General features: G+C 68.5%; 15 protein-coding genes. 5 read left to right on the forward strand and 10 right to left on the reverse strand.

Features of this window, described 5'->3' with window-relative positions; genetic code table 11:
* Positions 1-132 precede the first annotated feature (132 nt).
* On the reverse strand, positions 133-837 hold the full coding sequence (msrA, locus tag ACVCL3_RS00820; protein WP_447100191.1) for a peptide-methionine (S)-S-oxide reductase MsrA: 705 nt from the start codon (positions 835-837) through the stop codon (positions 133-135).
* A 97-nt stretch (positions 838-934) separates the two neighbouring features.
* Between msrA and ACVCL3_RS00825 the strand changes: the two genes are divergently transcribed.
* Positions 935-1,753, forward strand: coding sequence for an arylamine N-acetyltransferase family protein (locus tag ACVCL3_RS00825; RefSeq protein ID WP_447100192.1), 819 nt, complete (start codon positions 935-937; stop codon positions 1,751-1,753).
* A gap of 1 nt (position 1,754) precedes the next feature.
* On the opposite strand, the gene ACVCL3_RS00830 is transcribed toward ACVCL3_RS00825, so the two are convergent.
* The 3 genes from ACVCL3_RS00830 to ACVCL3_RS00840 are packed head-to-tail and all read right to left on the reverse strand — an operon-like array spanning position 1,755 to position 2,905.
* Positions 1,755-2,018: an RNA-binding S4 domain-containing protein gene (locus tag ACVCL3_RS00830; protein WP_447098720.1), complete on the reverse strand. Its 264-nt coding sequence runs from the start codon at positions 2,016-2,018 to the stop codon at positions 1,755-1,757.
* A gap of 30 nt (positions 2,019-2,048) precedes the next feature.
* Positions 2,049-2,492, reverse strand: coding sequence for a barstar family protein (locus ACVCL3_RS00835; protein WP_395118961.1), 444 nt, complete (start codon positions 2,490-2,492; stop codon positions 2,049-2,051).
* Complete coding sequence (locus ACVCL3_RS00840) at positions 2,489-2,905, reverse strand: ribonuclease domain-containing protein (protein ID WP_447100193.1); 417 nt, start codon at positions 2,903-2,905, stop codon at positions 2,489-2,491. The genes ACVCL3_RS00835 and ACVCL3_RS00840 overlap by 4 nt, the downstream gene beginning before the upstream one ends.
* 304 nt (positions 2,906-3,209) lie before the next feature.
* On the opposite strand from ACVCL3_RS00840, the gene ACVCL3_RS00845 reads away from it, so the two are divergent.
* The gene (locus ACVCL3_RS00845; protein ID WP_447100194.1) at positions 3,210-4,763 is read left to right on the forward strand and encodes a POT-type proton-dependent oligopeptide transporter; all 1,554 of its coding nucleotides are present in this window, start codon (positions 3,210-3,212) and stop codon (positions 4,761-4,763) included.
* A 58-nt stretch (positions 4,764-4,821) separates the two neighbouring features.
* Here the strand turns inward: ACVCL3_RS00845 and ACVCL3_RS00850 are convergent, their stop codons facing one another.
* Positions 4,822-5,631: a DUF72 domain-containing protein gene (locus ACVCL3_RS00850; protein WP_447098723.1), complete on the reverse strand. Its 810-nt coding sequence runs from the start codon at positions 5,629-5,631 to the stop codon at positions 4,822-4,824.
* Positions 5,628-6,419 carry a phosphatase PAP2 family protein gene (locus ACVCL3_RS00855; protein WP_447100195.1) on the reverse strand — a complete coding sequence of 264 codons (792 nt, stop codon included), beginning with the start codon at positions 6,417-6,419 and terminating at the stop codon, positions 5,628-5,630. Before ACVCL3_RS00855 ends, ACVCL3_RS00850 begins: the two co-directional genes overlap by 4 nt.
* A 134-nt stretch (positions 6,420-6,553) precedes the next feature.
* Here ACVCL3_RS00855 and ACVCL3_RS00860 point away from each other — a divergent pair, with 134 nt between their 5' ends.
* Entirely contained in the window at positions 6,554-8,254 is a 1,701-nt protein-coding gene (locus tag ACVCL3_RS00860; RefSeq protein WP_447100196.1) for a serine hydrolase, read from the forward strand.
* A gap of 46 nt (positions 8,255-8,300) precedes the next feature.
* A complete protein-coding gene (locus ACVCL3_RS00865) occupies positions 8,301-9,947 on the forward strand; it encodes an alpha/beta hydrolase (protein ID WP_447100197.1) in 1,647 nt (548 codons plus the stop codon).
* 51 nt (positions 9,948-9,998) lie between these two features.
* Here the strand turns inward: ACVCL3_RS00865 and ACVCL3_RS00870 are convergent, their stop codons facing one another.
* The 3 genes from ACVCL3_RS00870 to ACVCL3_RS00880 form a co-directional block, all read right to left on the reverse strand.
* The gene (locus tag ACVCL3_RS00870) at positions 9,999-10,421 is read right to left on the reverse strand and encodes a VOC family protein (RefSeq protein WP_447098727.1); all 423 of its coding nucleotides are present in this window, start codon (positions 10,419-10,421) and stop codon (positions 9,999-10,001) included.
* A 134-nt stretch (positions 10,422-10,555) separates the two neighbouring features.
* A complete protein-coding gene (locus ACVCL3_RS00875) occupies positions 10,556-11,371 on the reverse strand; it encodes a helix-turn-helix domain-containing protein (protein ID WP_447100198.1) in 816 nt (271 codons plus the stop codon).
* Between the two features lie 41 nt (positions 11,372-11,412).
* Positions 11,413-13,812 (reverse strand): DUF3772 domain-containing protein, encoded by a 2,400-nt coding sequence (locus ACVCL3_RS00880; protein WP_447100199.1) that lies wholly within the window; start codon positions 13,810-13,812, stop codon positions 11,413-11,415.
* A gap of 214 nt (positions 13,813-14,026) precedes the next feature.
* On the opposite strand from ACVCL3_RS00880, the gene ACVCL3_RS00885 reads away from it, so the two are divergent.
* Entirely contained in the window at positions 14,027-15,865 is a 1,839-nt protein-coding gene (locus ACVCL3_RS00885; RefSeq protein WP_447101550.1) for an ABC transporter ATP-binding protein, read from the forward strand.
* Between the two features lie 31 nt (positions 15,866-15,896).
* Here ACVCL3_RS00885 and arsH read toward each other — a convergent pair whose 3' ends face one another.
* Positions 15,897-16,658 (reverse strand): arsenical resistance protein ArsH, encoded by a 762-nt coding sequence (gene arsH, locus ACVCL3_RS00890; RefSeq protein ID WP_447100200.1) that lies wholly within the window; start codon positions 16,656-16,658, stop codon positions 15,897-15,899.
* Positions 16,659-16,694: the final 36 nt, after the last annotated feature.

A 16,694-nucleotide genomic window follows, 5' to 3' on the forward strand; every position in this document is an offset into this window, starting at 1 on the left:
GCGCGGACGGTGCGCGAAGCTTCCGACATGGGGGTCGTGCCGTCACACGCAAGGCGACCCCTGTCGCAGGAGCGCCCTTGGGCGCGATGCCTTTTCGTTGCGTCACGAAGAGCATCGCGCACGAGCGCGCCCCTACAAAGCGGCCTGGTAGAGCTCGGGGAACAGCCGCTGCAGGTGAGCCACCTTGGGCGCATCGTTGATCACGATGTACGGGTTGCGCGGGTGCAGGTCGTAATAATGCTGGTGATAGGCCTCGGCCGGGTAGAACGCCGTGAGCGGAACCACCTGGGTGACGATCGGCGCGGCGAACGCATGGGCCGCCGTCAGCTGGGCGATGTAGTCGGTGGCGATCTTCTTCTGCTCGTCGTTGCCGTAGAAAATCACCGAGCGGTACTGGGTGCCGCGATCCGGTCCTTGCCGGTTGAGCTCGGTGGGGTTCAGCGCGACCGAGAAGAACACCTGCAGCAGCGTGCCGTAGCTGACCCGGGACGGGTCGAACTCGACCTGCACCGACTCGGCGTGGCCGGTGTCGCCGCCGCTGACCTCATCGTAGTGGGCGGTGCTGGCGGTCCCGCCGGAATAGCCGGCGGTGACCTTGCGCACGCCCTTCACGTGCTCGAATACCGCCTCGATGCCCCAGAAGCAGCCGCCGGCGAGCACGGCCACCTCGTCGTGCGCGGTGGAAGGCGCCGCATCGACGACGGGCGAGGGCAGGCGCACGCCTTCACGAGCAGCCGCCGCGGGCTGGCAGGCCGCGAGGCCGGCGAGCAGGAACGCGGCGACAAACGGAAACAGGCGGCGTGGACGGATCACGGGCAACCTCGCTGACGATGGCATGCGGACGCACTCAACCCATCATTCGTCGACGGGAGGGCGGCGGTTACCTCGCGACGGTGCGGCGCTACCATGGGCGGCGAATTCGCTGGAGGGTTGCATGCCTGACGCCGTCAATCTGGGCGCCTACCTGCGCCGCGTGGGCTGGTCCGGCCCGGTCAGGGTGGATCTGCCGACCCTGCGCGGGCTGGCCATCGCGCACGTGGCCACGATCCCGTTCGCCAACCTCGATCCGCTGATGGCCCGGCCGGTTGATCTCGATCTGGCGGCGTTGCAGCGCAAGCTGGTCGACGAGGGCCGTGGCGGCTACTGCTTCGAGCAGAACTTGCTGTTCGAAGCGATGCTGCGCGAGATCGGCTTCGAGGTGAGCGGCCTGATCGCCCGCGTGCTGTGGGGTCATCCGGAGGATACGCAAACCCCGCAGAGCCATATGCTGTTGCGCGTCGAGCTGGAGGGCGAGAGCTGGCTGGCGGATGTCGGCTTCGGCGGCCACGTGCTCACCGGCGCGCTGCGGCTGCTGCCGGATATCCGGCAGGCCACCGCGCACGAGCCCTTCCGGCTGCTCGAACGCGATGGCGAGTGGCGCATGCAGTCGCTGGCGCATGGCCAGTGGCGCACGCTGTACCGGTTTGATCTGCGCGCGGTGCCGATGGTCGATTACGTGGTGGCCAACCATTACGTGTCGAGCCACCCGGCCTCGCGCTTCGTCAGCCATCTCTTGCTCGGCCGCACCACCGCGGATCGACGGTTGGGCCTGCTCGATTACGAGTTCACCATCCGTCGCGATGGCCAGGAGCCGGAGCGCCGGCAACTGCGCGACGTGGCCGAGCTGCGCGAGGTGATGGAAGGTGAATTCCTGCTGCCAGCTTCCGCGATAGAAGCGCTCGGCGATCGCCTGCAAGGCTTGCCGCGCGCCTGATTCAGCGGTGTCCGCCGGCCGGCGGGCGGCCGTCTTCGTCGCCCAGCGGGTCGGCCAGCACGTGAATCTCCACGTCGTCGAGGGTGACGAACTGGCCTGCGCGGATCTTGCAGGTCTTGCGCAGTTCCACGGTGCCGTCGACCTTCACCGCGCCGCTCGCCACGATCGCCTTGCCGGCGCCGCCGCTGTCGCACAGTCCGACCAGCTTCAGCAGCATGTTGAGTTCGACGTAGCCGCCTTCCAGTTCAAATTCGATGGTCTGCATGGTCTTGCCGTGGGGAGGGATGGTCCGCGCTCAGGCGGAAGGATGGGCGTGCTCGAACGCGCTGTCGGGCAGCGCCAGGAAGGCGAACCAGGGATGGTCGTGCTCTGCGCCGAAGGTGGCGGCGTCGTCCAGCACGCCGAGCAGGATCTCGTAGTCGCGGCTGGCCGTCGCGCGCAAGTCGTCGACGTGCTCGAACAACAGCACGTGGCCCCACGCCGGCAGCCAGCCGAGATCGCGCAAGCAGTCGGCCAGCGCGTCCCAGTTGTGACCGAAGCTGGCCGGCAGCTGCAACGACACCGCCAGGCGGTGCAGCAGTTCATCCTTGTCGTGGCAGCCGGCAAGGTCGGTGCGACACACGTGCAAATCGTCACGCGCCGCGATGCGGGCCAGCCGATCGAGATCGTCGACGCCGACGAAATACACGCCGCTCAGCGCGGGCCGGGTCAGGTCCAGGTCGAAACGGTCCGCGCTCATCGCGCCACCTCGAAGCGACGGAAGCTGCGGTAGTGATCGTCGGTGTAGTACCAGACTTCCGGCGGCGTGCCGCCGGTGACGATGCGCCGCGCGCCGCGGTTGCGCGCGCCGGGCGTCTCGACCGTGTACTCGTGGTAGTAGCCGCGTGGCTCCTTGGGCAGCGAGCCTTCGTAGTTGCCGAACACGGCGCCGTCCTGGCGGTGCTCGAACGGACCGCCGGCGGCGATCCGCTGCACCATCGCGCGCGCCTGCGGCGGCAGCGATGCCATCGCGTCGTCCGCCGGCGCCACGCGCGTGGCGACAGGGTTGCCGGCGGGGCCGGCAGGCGCGCCCGGCGCTTCGCCGTGGCGCTGCCACAGCAGCACGGCGACGATGGCGATCAGCAGCAACAGCAGCGGTCGAAGACGGCGCATGGTTCTCGCGGCAGGCGGTGGCGAGGCGAGCTTAGCAGGGCCGAACGGGGCTGCAGGCTTCCTTCATCGAAGGAAATTACGCACACTCCGCCTTCCACTGGGAGCCTGTCGGACTTTGCTGGCCGGTCCGCGAATCCGCCTGTGTGGTCCATATTTCCGCCGATCCTTGGTCCATGGAACCACTATGGACCGGCGAATCGTCGAAAATCTGTCCTCACACAGCCGAATTCTCGCCTCGACCACCAAAGTCCGACAGGCTCCCGGATACAGCGCGTGCGCTGCCCACCCGACTTCCGGAGCCCGGATGAGCACCACCTCCGACCATGACCGCGGCCGCTTGCCGCGCCAGATCGCCTACATCATCGGCAACGAGGGTTGCGAGCGTTTCTCGTTCTACGGGATGCGCAACATCCTCACTCCGTTCCTGATCACGAGCTTGCTGCTGTACCTGCCCGAGGGCCAGCGCATGCTGGCGGCGAAGGACGTGTTCCACACCTTCGTGATCGGCGTGTATTTCTTCCCGCTGTTGGGCGGCTGGATCAGCGACCGTTTCTTCGGCAAGTACAACACCGTGTTGTGGATGAGCCTCGTCTATTGCGCCGGTCACGCCTGCCTGGCGATCTTCGAGGACAACCGGCTGGGCTTTTTCGCGGGACTGGGCCTGATCGCGCTGGGCGCGGGCGGCATCAAGCCGCTGGTGGCGTCGTTCGTGGGCGACCAGTTCGACCAGTCGAACAAGCACCTGGCGAAGATGGTGTTCGACGCGTTCTACTGGATCATCAACTTCGGCTCGTTCTTCGCCTCGCTGCTGATGCCGCTGTTCCTGCACCACTTCGGCGCGGCGGTGGCGTTCGGCATTCCCGGGGGCTTGATGTTCGTCGCCACCGTGGTGTTCTGGCTGGGCCGCAAGCAGTACGTGATGGTGCCGCCGGGGCCGCCGGACCAGCACGCGTTTTCGCGGGTGGTCCGTACCGCGCTGCTGACGCAGCGGCCGGGTCAGACGCGGCCGGGCTTGTGGCTGGCGGTGGTCGCGGTGGTGGTGGCGCTGGCGTCGTTCGCGCTGGTGCCGTCGCTCGGCTTCGTGATCGCCGCATGCATCGCGCTGGTGGTGCTGATCGGCGGCGTGGGCGGCGGCGCCTGGCTGCAGATGGATCGCGCACGGGGCGCGCATCCGGACGCTGCGGTCGATGGCGCACGCAACGTGCTGCGCGTGCTGGTGATCTTCGCGCTGACCACGCCGTTCTTCTCGCTGTTCGACCAGAAGGCCTCGACCTGGGTGATCCAGGGTGGCGAGATGACGATGCCGTCCTGGTTCCGGCCGGCGCAGATGCAGGCGCTGAACCCGTTGCTGGTGATGCTGCTGATCCCGTTCAACAACCTGGTGCTGTACCCGCTGTTGCGCCGGCTCGGCTACGAGCCCACCGCGCTGCGCCGGATGACCGCCGGCATCGCGTTCAGCGGCCTGGCCTGGATCGTGGTGGGCGGCCTGCAGGTGGTGATCGACGGCGGCGATCCGCTGTCCATCGTGTGGCAGGTATTGCCGTACGCGCTGCTCACCTTCGGCGAGGTGCTGGTCTCCGCGACTGGTCTGGAGTTCGCCTACAGCCAGGCGCCGGCCTCGATGAAGGGCGTGGTGATGAGTTTCTGGAACCTCACCACCACGGTCGGCAACCTGTGGGTGCTGCTGGCCAACGCGGCGGTGCGCAACGAAAGCGTGATCGGTTCGATCGCCCACAGCGGGCTCAGCGTCACGGCGTTCCAGATGTTCTTCTTCGCCGCTTTCGCCTTGCTCGCTGCGCTGGCGTTCGGGCTGTACGCGAGGCGCTATCGCGAAGTGGATCACTACCGGCCGGTGTAGGGCGGGCACTGCCCGCCGGCCCTTGGCCCGTGACGGAAAGCGGCGGGCAGTGCCCGCCCTACGAGGTCGAATCCACGCGTGATTGCAGCGCCATCGCGGCGGCCGGGTTGCGGTGCTTGGCGGCGCTGATGAAGAACACGAACACGTCGCGCGGCTTGCCTCGTGGCTGCACGGCGGCCGCGTGCGGAAGGTCGGCGATGTCCTCGCCGGCAGCCCAGGCTTGTGCACGCGTGGCCCAGAGGTCGAGCGCGTCGGGGGCGTAGCCGGTCGGGATGCCGTCGACGCTGCGCATCAAGCGCGCGTAAGCGAAGTCGCCGGTGAGATCGGCCAGCGACGGGTACTCGGTCGAGTCGGTGAACACGGTGGGTACGCCTCGTGCGCGGGCCAGTTCCACGTACGGTGCGCAGGCGAAGCTGGGGTGGCGCACTTCCAGCACGTGGCGCAGAGGGTGCCCGTTCAACTCGCGCGGCAGGGCGTCCAGGAAGGCCGCCACGTCGTCGGCATCGAACCGTCGCGACGGCGGCAGCTGCCACAGGATCGGCCCCAGCCGGTCGCCCATCTCGACGAGGCCGCCGTGGATGAATCCGCCGATGCCCTTGCCGGTGTCGGCCAGCCGCTTGCCTTCGGTGATGTAGCGCGGCGCCTTCAGCGAGAAGACGAAACCGTCCGGCGTTTCCGCCGCCCACTTCGCGTACGTGGCCGGTTTCTGCGCGCCGTAGAAGGTGCCGTTGATCTCGATCGCGCGCAGCTGGCGGCTGGCGTATTCCAGCTCGCGCCGTTGCACGAGTTTCGTCGGGTAGAAGTTGTTGCGCCACGGTGCGTAGGTCCAGCCGCCGATGCCGACGCGGATCGTGCCGTGCTTGTTCATGGCGTGGCCCCGCCGGGCTGGTGGCGCAGCCATTCGGAGGTGCCCATGCACAGCACCAGCCACGCCGCGCCGATGGCATAACCGGCCATCACGTCACTGAGGTAATGCACCTGCAGCAGGATCCGGCTGACGCCGATCACCCCGACCATCAGCACGGCGCCGGCGATGACCGCGCGATGGAAGCGCGGCGTCAGCCGCAGCAGCACGTAGGCCAGCATGCCGTAGAACACCATCGCGCCGAACGCGTGCCCGCTGGGGAAACTCCAGCCCGGCTCGACGATGAAACCGTGGTCGTGCAGCGGGCGGGCACGGCGGAACAGCGCCTTCAGCCCGCCGTTGATCGGCAGGATGCCGAGCAGGGCCACGCTCCAGCTCGCCGCCAGCGTCCACTGGCGGCGCAGCAGCAGGATGAGCAACACCACGGCCGCCGCGCTGGCAACCCACAAGGTGTCGCCCAGATGGGTGATGGCGGCGATCACGCGCAGCGCCGGCACCGGCACATGGGCACGGAGGCTGGCGGCGAGGCTGGCGTCGAAGCCGTCCAGGCCGGTCGTCGGCTGGCCGGAAATCGCCAGCGCGAGGCCGCCGAAGAACAACCCCAGCACCATGCACAGCAGCAGGCCCGTGCGCCAGCGCAGCATCGTCGGCGCCTGGCCCAGCAGCGCAGCGCGCCGCTGCCAGCGCGCGTTGCGCCGCCAGGCCAGGTCGCCGGCCAGCAAGGCCAGCAGCAACATCAGCGCCCACAGCAGCAGGGAGTGCAGCGCAATCCATTCCGCCAGCGTGTTCATTGCGATCCTCGTTTCGCTTGCCGATCCGCGCATGATCGCGGCTTGCGCGGCCGGCGTCGAGTTGGATGCCGGGCTGGCCTTGCGGGCGATTTCTCGCGATAGTGCGCGGGTCGTCGCCCTGGGGGAGAACTTCGATGGTCCAGCGATTCGGGTCCGTGCGTGCGCTGTCGTTCCGGCTGTTGGCCGGCCATGCCTTGCTGGTGCTCGGCGCGTCGGCGCTGGCGCAGGCTCCGGCCACGCAGCAGCTGCCGCCGCCGGTATCGACCGGCGACATCGTGCAGCCGCTGCTGCCGGCGCAGCTGCAGGATTTCGACGCCTACATGGCGGATACGCTGAAGACCTTCGAGGTGCCCGGCATCGCGGTGGCCATCGTCAAGAACGGCAAGGTGGTGATGGAGCGCGGCTTCGGCGTGAAGGAGCTGGGCAAGCCGGACCCGGTCGACGCGCACACGCTGTTCGCGATCGCCTCCAACACCAAGGCCTTCACTGCCGCGGCGCTGCAGCAGCTGGCCGACGCGGGCAAGCTGGACATGGACGACCGCGTGATCGACCACCTGCCCTGGTTCCGCATGTCCGATCCGTACGTGACGCACGAGATGCGCATTCGCGACCTGCTGGCGCACCGCAGTGGCCTGAGTCTGGGCGCGGGTGATCTGCTGTACTGGCCGCCGTCCTCGTACACCACCAGGGAAGTGGTCGAGCGGTTGGCCAAGGTGCCGCTGAAGAACGGTTTCCGCAGCCACTACGCCTACGACAACATCCTGTTCGCGGTGGCCACCTTGGTGATCGAACAGACTTCCGGCCAGAGCTATGCCGACTACGTGCGCGAGCACCTGTTCAAGCCGGTGGGCATGGAGGAGTCGCTGATCGACATGACTTACCTGAAGCCCGGCATGGACGTGGCTGCCGGTCATGCCCCGTACGAGTTCAAGGACATCAAGCCGGTGCCGCCGATGGCCTGGCTCAATGATCCGGGTGCTGGCGGCATCTACTCCAGCGTGCATGACCTGGCCAAGTGGATGAACGTGCAACTGGCCGGCGGCGCCTTGCCGACCGTGGGCGCCGACGGCAAGCCGCGGCGGGTGTTCTCCGAGAAGAGCCACCACGAGATGTGGTCGATGCTGACGCCGATACCGATCAGGAAGGCGTCGATCCCCGAGCTGGAGCCGCTGACGCCGGACTACTACGGCTATGGCGAAGGCTGGTTCCTCGGCCAATACCAGGGCCGCAAGCTGGTCTGGCATACCGGTGGCTGGCCCGGCTTCGTGTCCCGGGTGACGATGGTGCCTTCACTCAAGCTGGGCGTGGTCGTGCTGACCAACCAGCAGTCCGGCGCCGCATTCAACGCGGTGACGTATCGCGTGCTCGATGCCTACCTCAACCCCTCGCACAAGACCGACTGGGTGGCCGTGTACCAGAAGGCCGTGCAGCACGCCCAGGCCAAGGCCGACGACAGCGTGGCGAAGCACGAGCAGGCGCGCGACAAGCGCAGCAAGCCCTCGCTGCCGCTGGCCGACTACGCCGGCACGTATCGCGACTCGTGGTACGGCGACGTCATCATCAGCCAGGAGCGCGGCAAGCTGCGCATGCGCTTCGGCAAGACCGAACAGCTGGTCGGCACGCTGACGCCGTGGCAACACGACAGCTTCACCGTGCGCTGGGATGACCGCTCGCTGGACGCCGATGCCTTCGTCGATTTCGCGCTGGACATGGACGGCAAGATCCGCGAGGTGCGCATGCAGCCGATCTCGCCGTTGACCGATTTCAGCTTCGATTTCCAGGATCTGCGGCTAGTGCCGGTGGAAGCCGCCACCGGGGCATCAGCAGGCAAGTGATCCATCACGGCGCCGTTCGCGGCGTCCACGCCGAAGGGGAAGGGACATGAATCATCGTCGTCACGCCGGGGCGATCCTGCTGGCTTTCGGCTTGCTGGTCGGCGTTGCCCAGGCACGCAGCGACAAGGCGCTGGAACATCGCTACATCCGTGTCGAACTGGGTGCGGCCAGCACGCAAGCGACTTCGGGCCGGCTGCTGCTGTTCGCGGTCGATGCCAAGGCGGCGCAGGCGGCGGCCGAAGCGGAGTCCAAGGGCAAGAGCAGCGTGGTCGAGTCGGTCGACGCCGATCCGTTCAGCGGCACGGTGACCAGCGTGGCCGCGCGCGAGGTGGACCACTGGGCGCCGGGGCAGGCCATCGACATCGACACCAACCGCATGGCGTATCCCGCGGAGTGGTCGCAGCTGCCGCCGGGCGATTACCTGGTGCAGGCCGTGCTCGACGTGAACCATGACTACAACTACACCGGGCGTGGTGCCGGCGATCTGGTCAGCGACGTGGTCAGGCTGCATCTGCCGGCGACCGGCGTGCCGGAACTGGTCCTGGCGAAAGCGTTGCCGACGGACGGCGATCCCTGGGCCGTGCCGGATTCGGCCCCACCGGACCTGCGCGAACGTGTGGCGGCGGTACGCCCGCACGCGCACCTGGTCGATTTTACCAGCCCGTCGCTGAGTGCGTTCTGGGGCCGGCCGATCCACATGCGCGGTTGGGTGCTGACCCCGCCCGGCTACGACGCCGCGGCTGCCGCGCGTTACCCGACCGTCTATTACACGCAGGGTTTCGGCGGCAACAACGAGCGCGTGATCGGCCCGGTCGTCACCGTCTACACCGCGATGGCGAAGCAGCAGATGCCGCCGATGATCTGGGTGTTCCTCGACGAGTCCAGCCCCACCGGCACCCACGAGTTTGCCGACTCGGTCAACAACGGCCCGTGGGGACTGGCGCTGACCACCGAGCTGATCCCGCATCTCGAAGCGCACTACCGCATGGATGGCGATGCCAACGGCCGCTTCCTCAACGGCCACTCCTCCGGCGGCTGGGCCACGCTGTGGCTGCAGACGCGCTACCCGAAGCTGTTCGGAGGCACCTGGTCGACCTCGCCCGACCCGAGTGACTTTCACGATTTCACCGGCGTGGATCTTTACGCGCCGCACGCCAACGTCTACCGCCGGCCCGACGGCTCGGCCTACCCGCTGGTGCGCAACCACGACAAGGTGCTGGGCACCTTCGAGCAGTTCGCGAAACTCGAACGCGTGCTGGGCAGCTACGGCGGCCAGCTGGCGTCGTTCGAGTGGGTATTCTCGCCGCGCGGTGAGGATGGCCGGCCCGTGCCGATGTTCGATCGCGACACCGGCGCCGTCGACCCGGCGGTGGTGGCGTACTGGCGTGATCACTACGACATCGCGCACCGCCTGCAGCAGCAATGGCCGCAGCTGAAGCCCGACCTGGACGGCAAGATCCATCTTTACGTGGGCACGGCCGACACGTTCTATCTCGACGGTTCCGCGCACAAGCTGAAGGCCGTGCTCGATGGCCTGGGAGCGAAGACGGAGTTCCGCTTCCTGCCTGATCGCACCCACGGCAACCTGTACTGGATCGGCGAGGACCACCACGGCCTGCTCAAGCAGATCAGCTGGGCGATGTATGCGATCGCGCGGCCGGATTCCAGGCTGAAGCCCGTCGTCACGCCCTGATCCTCATCGCGCCGTGGGGCGGGCACCGCCCGCCACCCGCGCGTTTTCGGTTCATTCCGGCTGCCACGGGTCGTAGCTGCCGATGTACCAGAGGTGGCCCTCCGGGTCGTGGCAGCTGTAGCCGGCGCCGCCGTAGTCCTTTTCGGCGTAGTCGTCGACGATCACCGCGCCGGCTGCCTTTGCCCGCTCGTAGTGGGCCTTGCAGTCGGTCACGGTCACGCAGGCACACTGCGTTTCGCGGCCGCCGATCTCGTCGGGCTGCGCGATGTGCCGGCCGAACTCGTTGTCGCGCACGCCGCCCAGCATGACCATGCCGCGGCCGTAGGCCAGTTGCGCGTGCTCGACCTCGCCGGCGTCGTTTTCGTAAACCGCGTGCCGTTCGAAACCGAAGGCCTGGCAGAGCCAGTCGATGGCCGCGTGGGGATCGCGGTAGCGCAGGCAGGGGATGATGGTGCTGCCGCCGGACTGTTCCATGGGTTATCTCCGTGGTGGATTCTCGCAAGGTGGGTGGTGTCGTCATTGCGCCGGCGCGAAACGACGTCGCGGTCCTCAGGGACGCGGGCCAGATTAGCCCCGCGAGGCGTGGCGGTCTTGTAGATTTCCGTCGCTCAATCGAGCGGCAGGTGGTTGGAGTAGGGACCGCGCGCAGCCATGAATGCGGTCGGCGTGACGCCGGCGAACTGGCGGAACTCGTGGGTCAAATGGGCCTGGTCGAAATAGCCGCCATCGGCCGCCACCTGGCTCCAGTTCACCGCCGACTGCGCTGCCGCATGATCCACCACCGCGCGAAAGCGCAGCAGCCGCGTGTAGTGCTTGGGACGCATGCCCACCTGGCGCTGGAACAGCATGCCGAAGCGGCGCTCGGACAAGCCTGCCTCGCGCACCAGCGGCGCGATGCGTTGCACCTGCGGCGGGTCGGCCAACCGATCCAGCGCGTAGGCGATGGCGGGATGCAAGGCGGTGCTGTGCAGGCGTCGCACCAGCCACCGGGTCAGCAGGCGCAGGCGGCCCCGTGGTGCGGGGGTTTCCAGCAGTTGCTCGCGCAGCAGCGCGGCGGCCGGCCCGAACAAGTCACCCAGGTCGACGTCCCGTCCGATCAGCGTGGTGGCGTCCTCGCCGGTCAGCGCGTGGGCGCCTCCCGGGCGGAACACCACGCCCATCACGCGGATCTGTTCGGCGGTGTCGATGATCTCGCTGCGCAGGGTGGGGCCGCCAAGCACGCAGGCGGACGAGCGGATACACCGCCGCGCCGCGTCATCGGTGTAGACACGGGTTTCGTCCTCGTGCAGGTTGATGATGAGCTGCGCCCCGGGTTGCGGCAGCACGCGCTCGTGGCGATGCGCCGCGGGCGGCATGTCCCAGTCCCACACTTTCGCGATCAGCTTGTCCAGCGGTGGCCCGGGCAGGTAGTACTGGAATCCCATCGGCTCGTCTCCGTGGATACGCGGCGGTCTGGCGTGCCGGCTCAGCCCGTCTGTTCGTCTTCCTCGGCCAGCGGTGGCAGGGTGCGCACCAGTTGCGCGCGCACCAGCGGCAGTCGCGCGCGGCGCAGGCGCTGCAGCAGTTCGAACAGCAGGTCGCTCTTGACGCCGCCGGTGTCACGCGGGCTGCCGACGTAGGCCACGCAGTTGAAGGTCATCGAGCCGGCATCGAGGCCCTCCAGTTGCACGTAGGGCGCCGGCGCGGCCAGTGTGCCCGGGTGTGCGCCGAGCACCTCCAGCGCCAGTGCCCGTACCTTGTCGGCGTCGGTGTCCAGCGGCATCGGCAGCTTGATCTGCACGCGGCCCAGCGCGTTGGCCTGGGTCACGTTGCGCACGTTCTCGGTGATCAGCTGCGAGTTCGGCACGATCACGGTGGATCGGTCCCACAACTGGATCTCCGTGGCGCGCACGTTGATCCGGCGGATGTCGCCCTCGACCTCGTTGAGGCTGACCCAGTCGCCCACCTTCACCGGCCGTTCCACCAGCAGGATCAGGCCGGAGATGAAGTTCTGCACGATCGCCTGCAGGCCGAAGCCGATGCCCACCGACAGCGCGCTGACGATCCAGGTGATGCTGGTCAGGTTGACGTGCAGCGCGGCCAGGGTCAGCACCAGCACCAGCAGGCCGCCGAGGTAGCCGAGCAGGGTGACGATGGAATCCTGCATGCCCGGTTCCATCGTCGACTTGGGCAGCAACTGCTCGCGCAGCCAGCGCTTGAGCATGTGCAGCAGCACGCCGCCGCCCACCAGCACCAGCACCGCCCGGAAAATGTTGCCGGGATTGATCGGCAGATCGCCCAGTTTCAGGTTGCCGAAGGTGCGTACGGCGCTGGCCAGCAGGTCGCCCGGGCCGGCGCCGAACGGGGTCAGCACGATGGCGATGGCCAGCAGGGTCAGCAGCACCTTGGCGATGCCGGCGAGCAGGGTGGCGGCCTGGTCCAGCGCATGCGGCGCCAGCTGGAAGGATGCCTGCAGCCGCTGGCCGCCGCGTTCGTGCGGCGACAGCGCCACGTGGATCAGGTCGTTCAACAGGTGGCCGAGCAGCCACGCGCTGGCCACCACCACGCCGACCCACAGCATCTGCACCGCGGCGAAGAACGCCAGCGCGATGTAACCGGTGGCCACGCCGAGCCAGCTCACCAGCACGCCCAGCACCGCGCCGGCACCGAGCGCGCCGACCCACAACGGCTGATGTTCGACCACGCCCTCGGCCGCCGCCTGCCGCCGCGCCCCACGCAAACGCCACCAGCCCGCCGCGATGAGACCGCTGACCACCAGCGCCACCGCGCCGCGCGTGGCCACCGTGGTCGGCAGGCTGGAGCCGATCGTGCGGCTGATGCGCTCGACCAGGCCGAACAGCAACGCGGCGGCGCCGAGCAGCCAGGGAAGCATGCGCAGGCGCTGCGCAGCCAGGTCGGACAGCGGCGGCAGGCGCCAGCTCGGCCGGCGTACGGAGAGCAGCGCGCGGCCCAGCCCGGTGACAAACGCCGCAAACAGCACCAGCCGTACCGCCGAGCGCGCCAGCGCGTCCAGATCCGGCGCGAGGATGTCGTTCCAGTTCAGGCCCAGGTACGCCAGCTGGGCCGCGATGCCGGTGGTGAGCAGCGCGGTGAGCGCGACCGCCACCGCCATCGCGCTGCGGCGCAGGTGGCCGTCCGGCACGTGGCGCGTGGCCAGGCGCAGCAGCAGCCGGTCGAGCAGCCAGCGGCCCACGCCAAGCCACAGCAACGCGCCGATCAGGCACAGCAGCAGCGGCGTGCGGTTCGGCGTTTCCCACGCCTCGCTCCAGGCATCGGCCACGCGACCGCCGAGGCGGTCCAGCCGTGCCAGGTCATCGGGAAAACTGCGCGCCGGCTCGCTCCAGAATGCGCGGCCGAACGGCGATGCCGTGCGCGAGGCCAGCCGCGCCTGGAACGCGTCGTTGCGCATGCCGGTGATCTGCGCGGCCAGTTGCAGCGCGTTCTGGCCCAGCAGCTGCGCCTGCTTGATCCGTGCATCCAGCGCGGCGCCGGCCTTGTCCAGTTGCCGCCGCTGGGCCGCGACCTGCGGCGCTTCCGGCGCCGCGCCCTTGGCCGGCGGCGGGCCCAGCACGTCGAGCTGCGCCTGCAGCGCGGCCAGCTGGGGCGCCAGGTCGCTGGCCAGTTGCCGCGCCTGGTCCTGCACCGCCAGCGCGTCGTTGCGCAGGTCGCCGAGCGAGCTGGCGGCTTGCTTGTCCTTCAGTGCTGCCTTGAGTGCATCGAGGCGATCGTCCAACTGCTCCAGCGACTGCGCCGGCGTGGCGGCGCTCGCCGCCGATGCCGGCGCGGCGTCGCCTTGCTGGGCGTGCACGGCGAGGCTGCCGCAGGCGAGCAGGGCAAGCAGGAGGAGGCGGCATGGTGTGGGCATCCGCGCATGATCGGAGCGGTGCGACAGGCGGTCAATCGTGTTGGCGTCCTGCGCGGCGGAAGGCACGGCGACGGTTCAGCTTGGTTGCGCGGTGGCACGCGCGGGCAAGCGCGCCTGGCCTGCCGCAGTCGCCGCCGCTGGTCACGCGTGGGTCCTTGCATGCAGCCAGCCGCGCACCCACGCTAGAGAACCTGCCTGCTGCGTGCCGCCCATGATCTTTCGCTGGTTCGAATCCCTCATCGACGCGTTCAAGGAACCGGTCGACGGCATGCCGCCGCGGCCGGTGTGGCGTTTCTACGTGTTCTATCTGCGCCAGGTGTGGCCGGTGTTCGCCGCCACGCTGGTGGTCGGCTTTGGCGTGGCGGTGGTGGAGGTGTCGCTGTTCGGCTTCATCGGGCGCATCGTGGACATGGCCAGCGGCACGCCGGCGGACCTGTTCCGCCTGCACGGCCAGGCGCTGATCTGGATGGCGCTGGTCGCACTGGTGGCGCGGCCGCTGCTCGGCGGCCTGCACGACTTGCTGGTGAACCAGGCGATCCTGCCCAGCCTCACCAACCGCATCCGCTGGCAGCACCATCGCTACGTGATCCGCCAGAGCCTGGGCTTCTTCCAGAACGATTTCGCCGGGCGCATCGCCAACCGCATCATCCAGACCGGCGCCTCGCTGCGCGATTCGGCCGTGCAGATCGTGGACGCGATCTGGTACATCGTGATCTACACCGGCAGCGCCATCGCGCTGTTCGCGCAGGCCGACGGCTGGCTGGCGGTACCGCTGACGGCGTGGATCTTCTGCTACATCGGCTTGCTGGCCTTCTTCATTCCGCGGGTGAAACAGCGCTCGTGGAAATCCTCGGAGGCGAAATCGAAGCTGATGGGCCGCGTCGTCGACGGCTACAGCAACGTGATGACGCTGAAGCTGTTCGCCCACACGCGCCGCGAGGAGGCGTACGTGGCCGAGGCGATGGGCGAGTTGATCGACAAGCATCGCCTGACGACCCGCCTGACGACGGCCATGGACGTCAGCATCACCGCGCTCAACGGCTTCCTCATCACCGGCACCTCGGCGCTGGCGATCTGGCTATGGAGCGAGGGGCGGGTGACCACCGGGGCGATTGCGTTGTCGATCGGGCTGGTGATCCGCATCAACAACATGTCCGGCTGGATCATGTGGGTGGTCAACGGCATCTTCGAGAACGTCGGCACCGTGCAGGACGGCATCACCACCATCTCGCAGCCGCGCGCGGTGCAGGACCGCGAAGGCGCGATGCCGCTGGAGGTGACCAACGGCGCGGTGCGCTTCGAGCACATCCACTTCCACTACGGCAAGCGTGGCGGCATCATCGCCGGGCTGGATCTGGACGTGCGCGCGGGCGAGAAGATCGGCCTGGTCGGCCCGTCCGGCGCCGGCAAGTCCACCCTGGTCAACGTGCTGCTGCGGCTGTACGACCTCGAGGCCGGGCGCATCCTGATCGACGGCCAGGACATCGCACACGTCACCCAGGAAAGCCTGCGCTCGCAGATTGGCGTGGTCACCCAGGACACTTCGCTGCTGCACCGTTCGATCCGCGACAACCTGCTCTATGGCCGTCCCGACGCCAGCGAAGCGCAGATCATGGAAGCCGTGCGCAAGGCGCGCGCCGACGAGTTCATCCCGCAGCTCAGCGATGGCGAGGGCCGTCGCGGCTACGACGCGCTGGTCGGCGAGCGCGGCGTGAAACTCAGCGGCGGCCAGCGCCAGCGCATCGCGATCGCCCGCGTGCTGCTGAAGGACGCGCCGATCCTGGTGCTGGACGAAGCGACCTCGGCGCTCGACTCCGAGGCGGAAGCGGCGATCCAGGACAGCCTGGACATCCTGATGCAGGGCAAGACGGTGATCGCGATCGCGCACCGCCTCTCCACCATCGCGCGGATGGACCGGCTGGTGGTGCTGGACAAGGGACAGATCGTCGAGACCGGCACGCACGCCGAGCTGATCGCGCGCGAGGGCCTGTACGCGCGGCTGTGGAAGCGGCAGACCGGCGGCTTCGTGGCGGCGGAGGATGCGCCGGTCTAATCGGCGGTTGCGGCAGGCGGGGGGCGCGGGCTCAACACGTTCCGCTGCAGCAGGCGGGTTTGCCCGCCGTCGCCGCGCTTTCCAGCACCTCGGCCGCCGCCGTCAGCGCCTTCGCCGCGGCGGCACCCTTGCGCTCGCTGTAACGGCTGACCAGGTAGTCGCTGCGCCCGCGCACCAGCAGGGTGAACTTGAACAGCTCCTCCATCACGTCCACCACGCGGTCGTAGAACGGCGAGGGTTTCATCCGGCCGTCGTCGTCGAACTCCTGCCAGGCCTTGGCCACCGAGGACTGGTTCGGGATGGTCAGCATGCGCATCCAGCGGCCCAGCACGCGCAGGGTGTTGACCACGTTGAACGACTGCGAGCCGCCGCAGACCTGCATCACCGCGAGCGTGCGCCCCTGCGTGGGCCGCACGCTGCCGTCTTCCAGCGGCAGCCAGTCGATCTGGTTCTTGAACACGCCGGTGATCGTGCCGTGCCGCTCGGGGCTGACCCACACCTGGCCCTCGGACCACAGCGACAGCGCGCGCAGTTCCTGCACCTTGGGGTGGCTGGCCGGCACGCTGTCCAGGAGGGGCAGTTCGTGCGGGTCGAACACCCGCGTCTCGGCGCCGAAGTGGCGCAGGATGCGCTCGGCTTCCAGCGCCAGCTTGCGGCTGAACGACTGCGGGCGCAGCGAGCCGTACAGGATCAGGATGCGCGGCGGGTGGCCGGCGTCGGCCGGCAAGGACAGCTTGGCCAGGCTGGGGGTGTCCAGCACGTCGGCGGCGACATGGGGCAGGTCCGGGATCACGGCGATTCCTGTTGCGTTGGTTTGACAATTCTATAA

The sequence above is a fragment of the Rhodanobacter sp. UC4437_H4 genome, assembly GCF_052978425.1.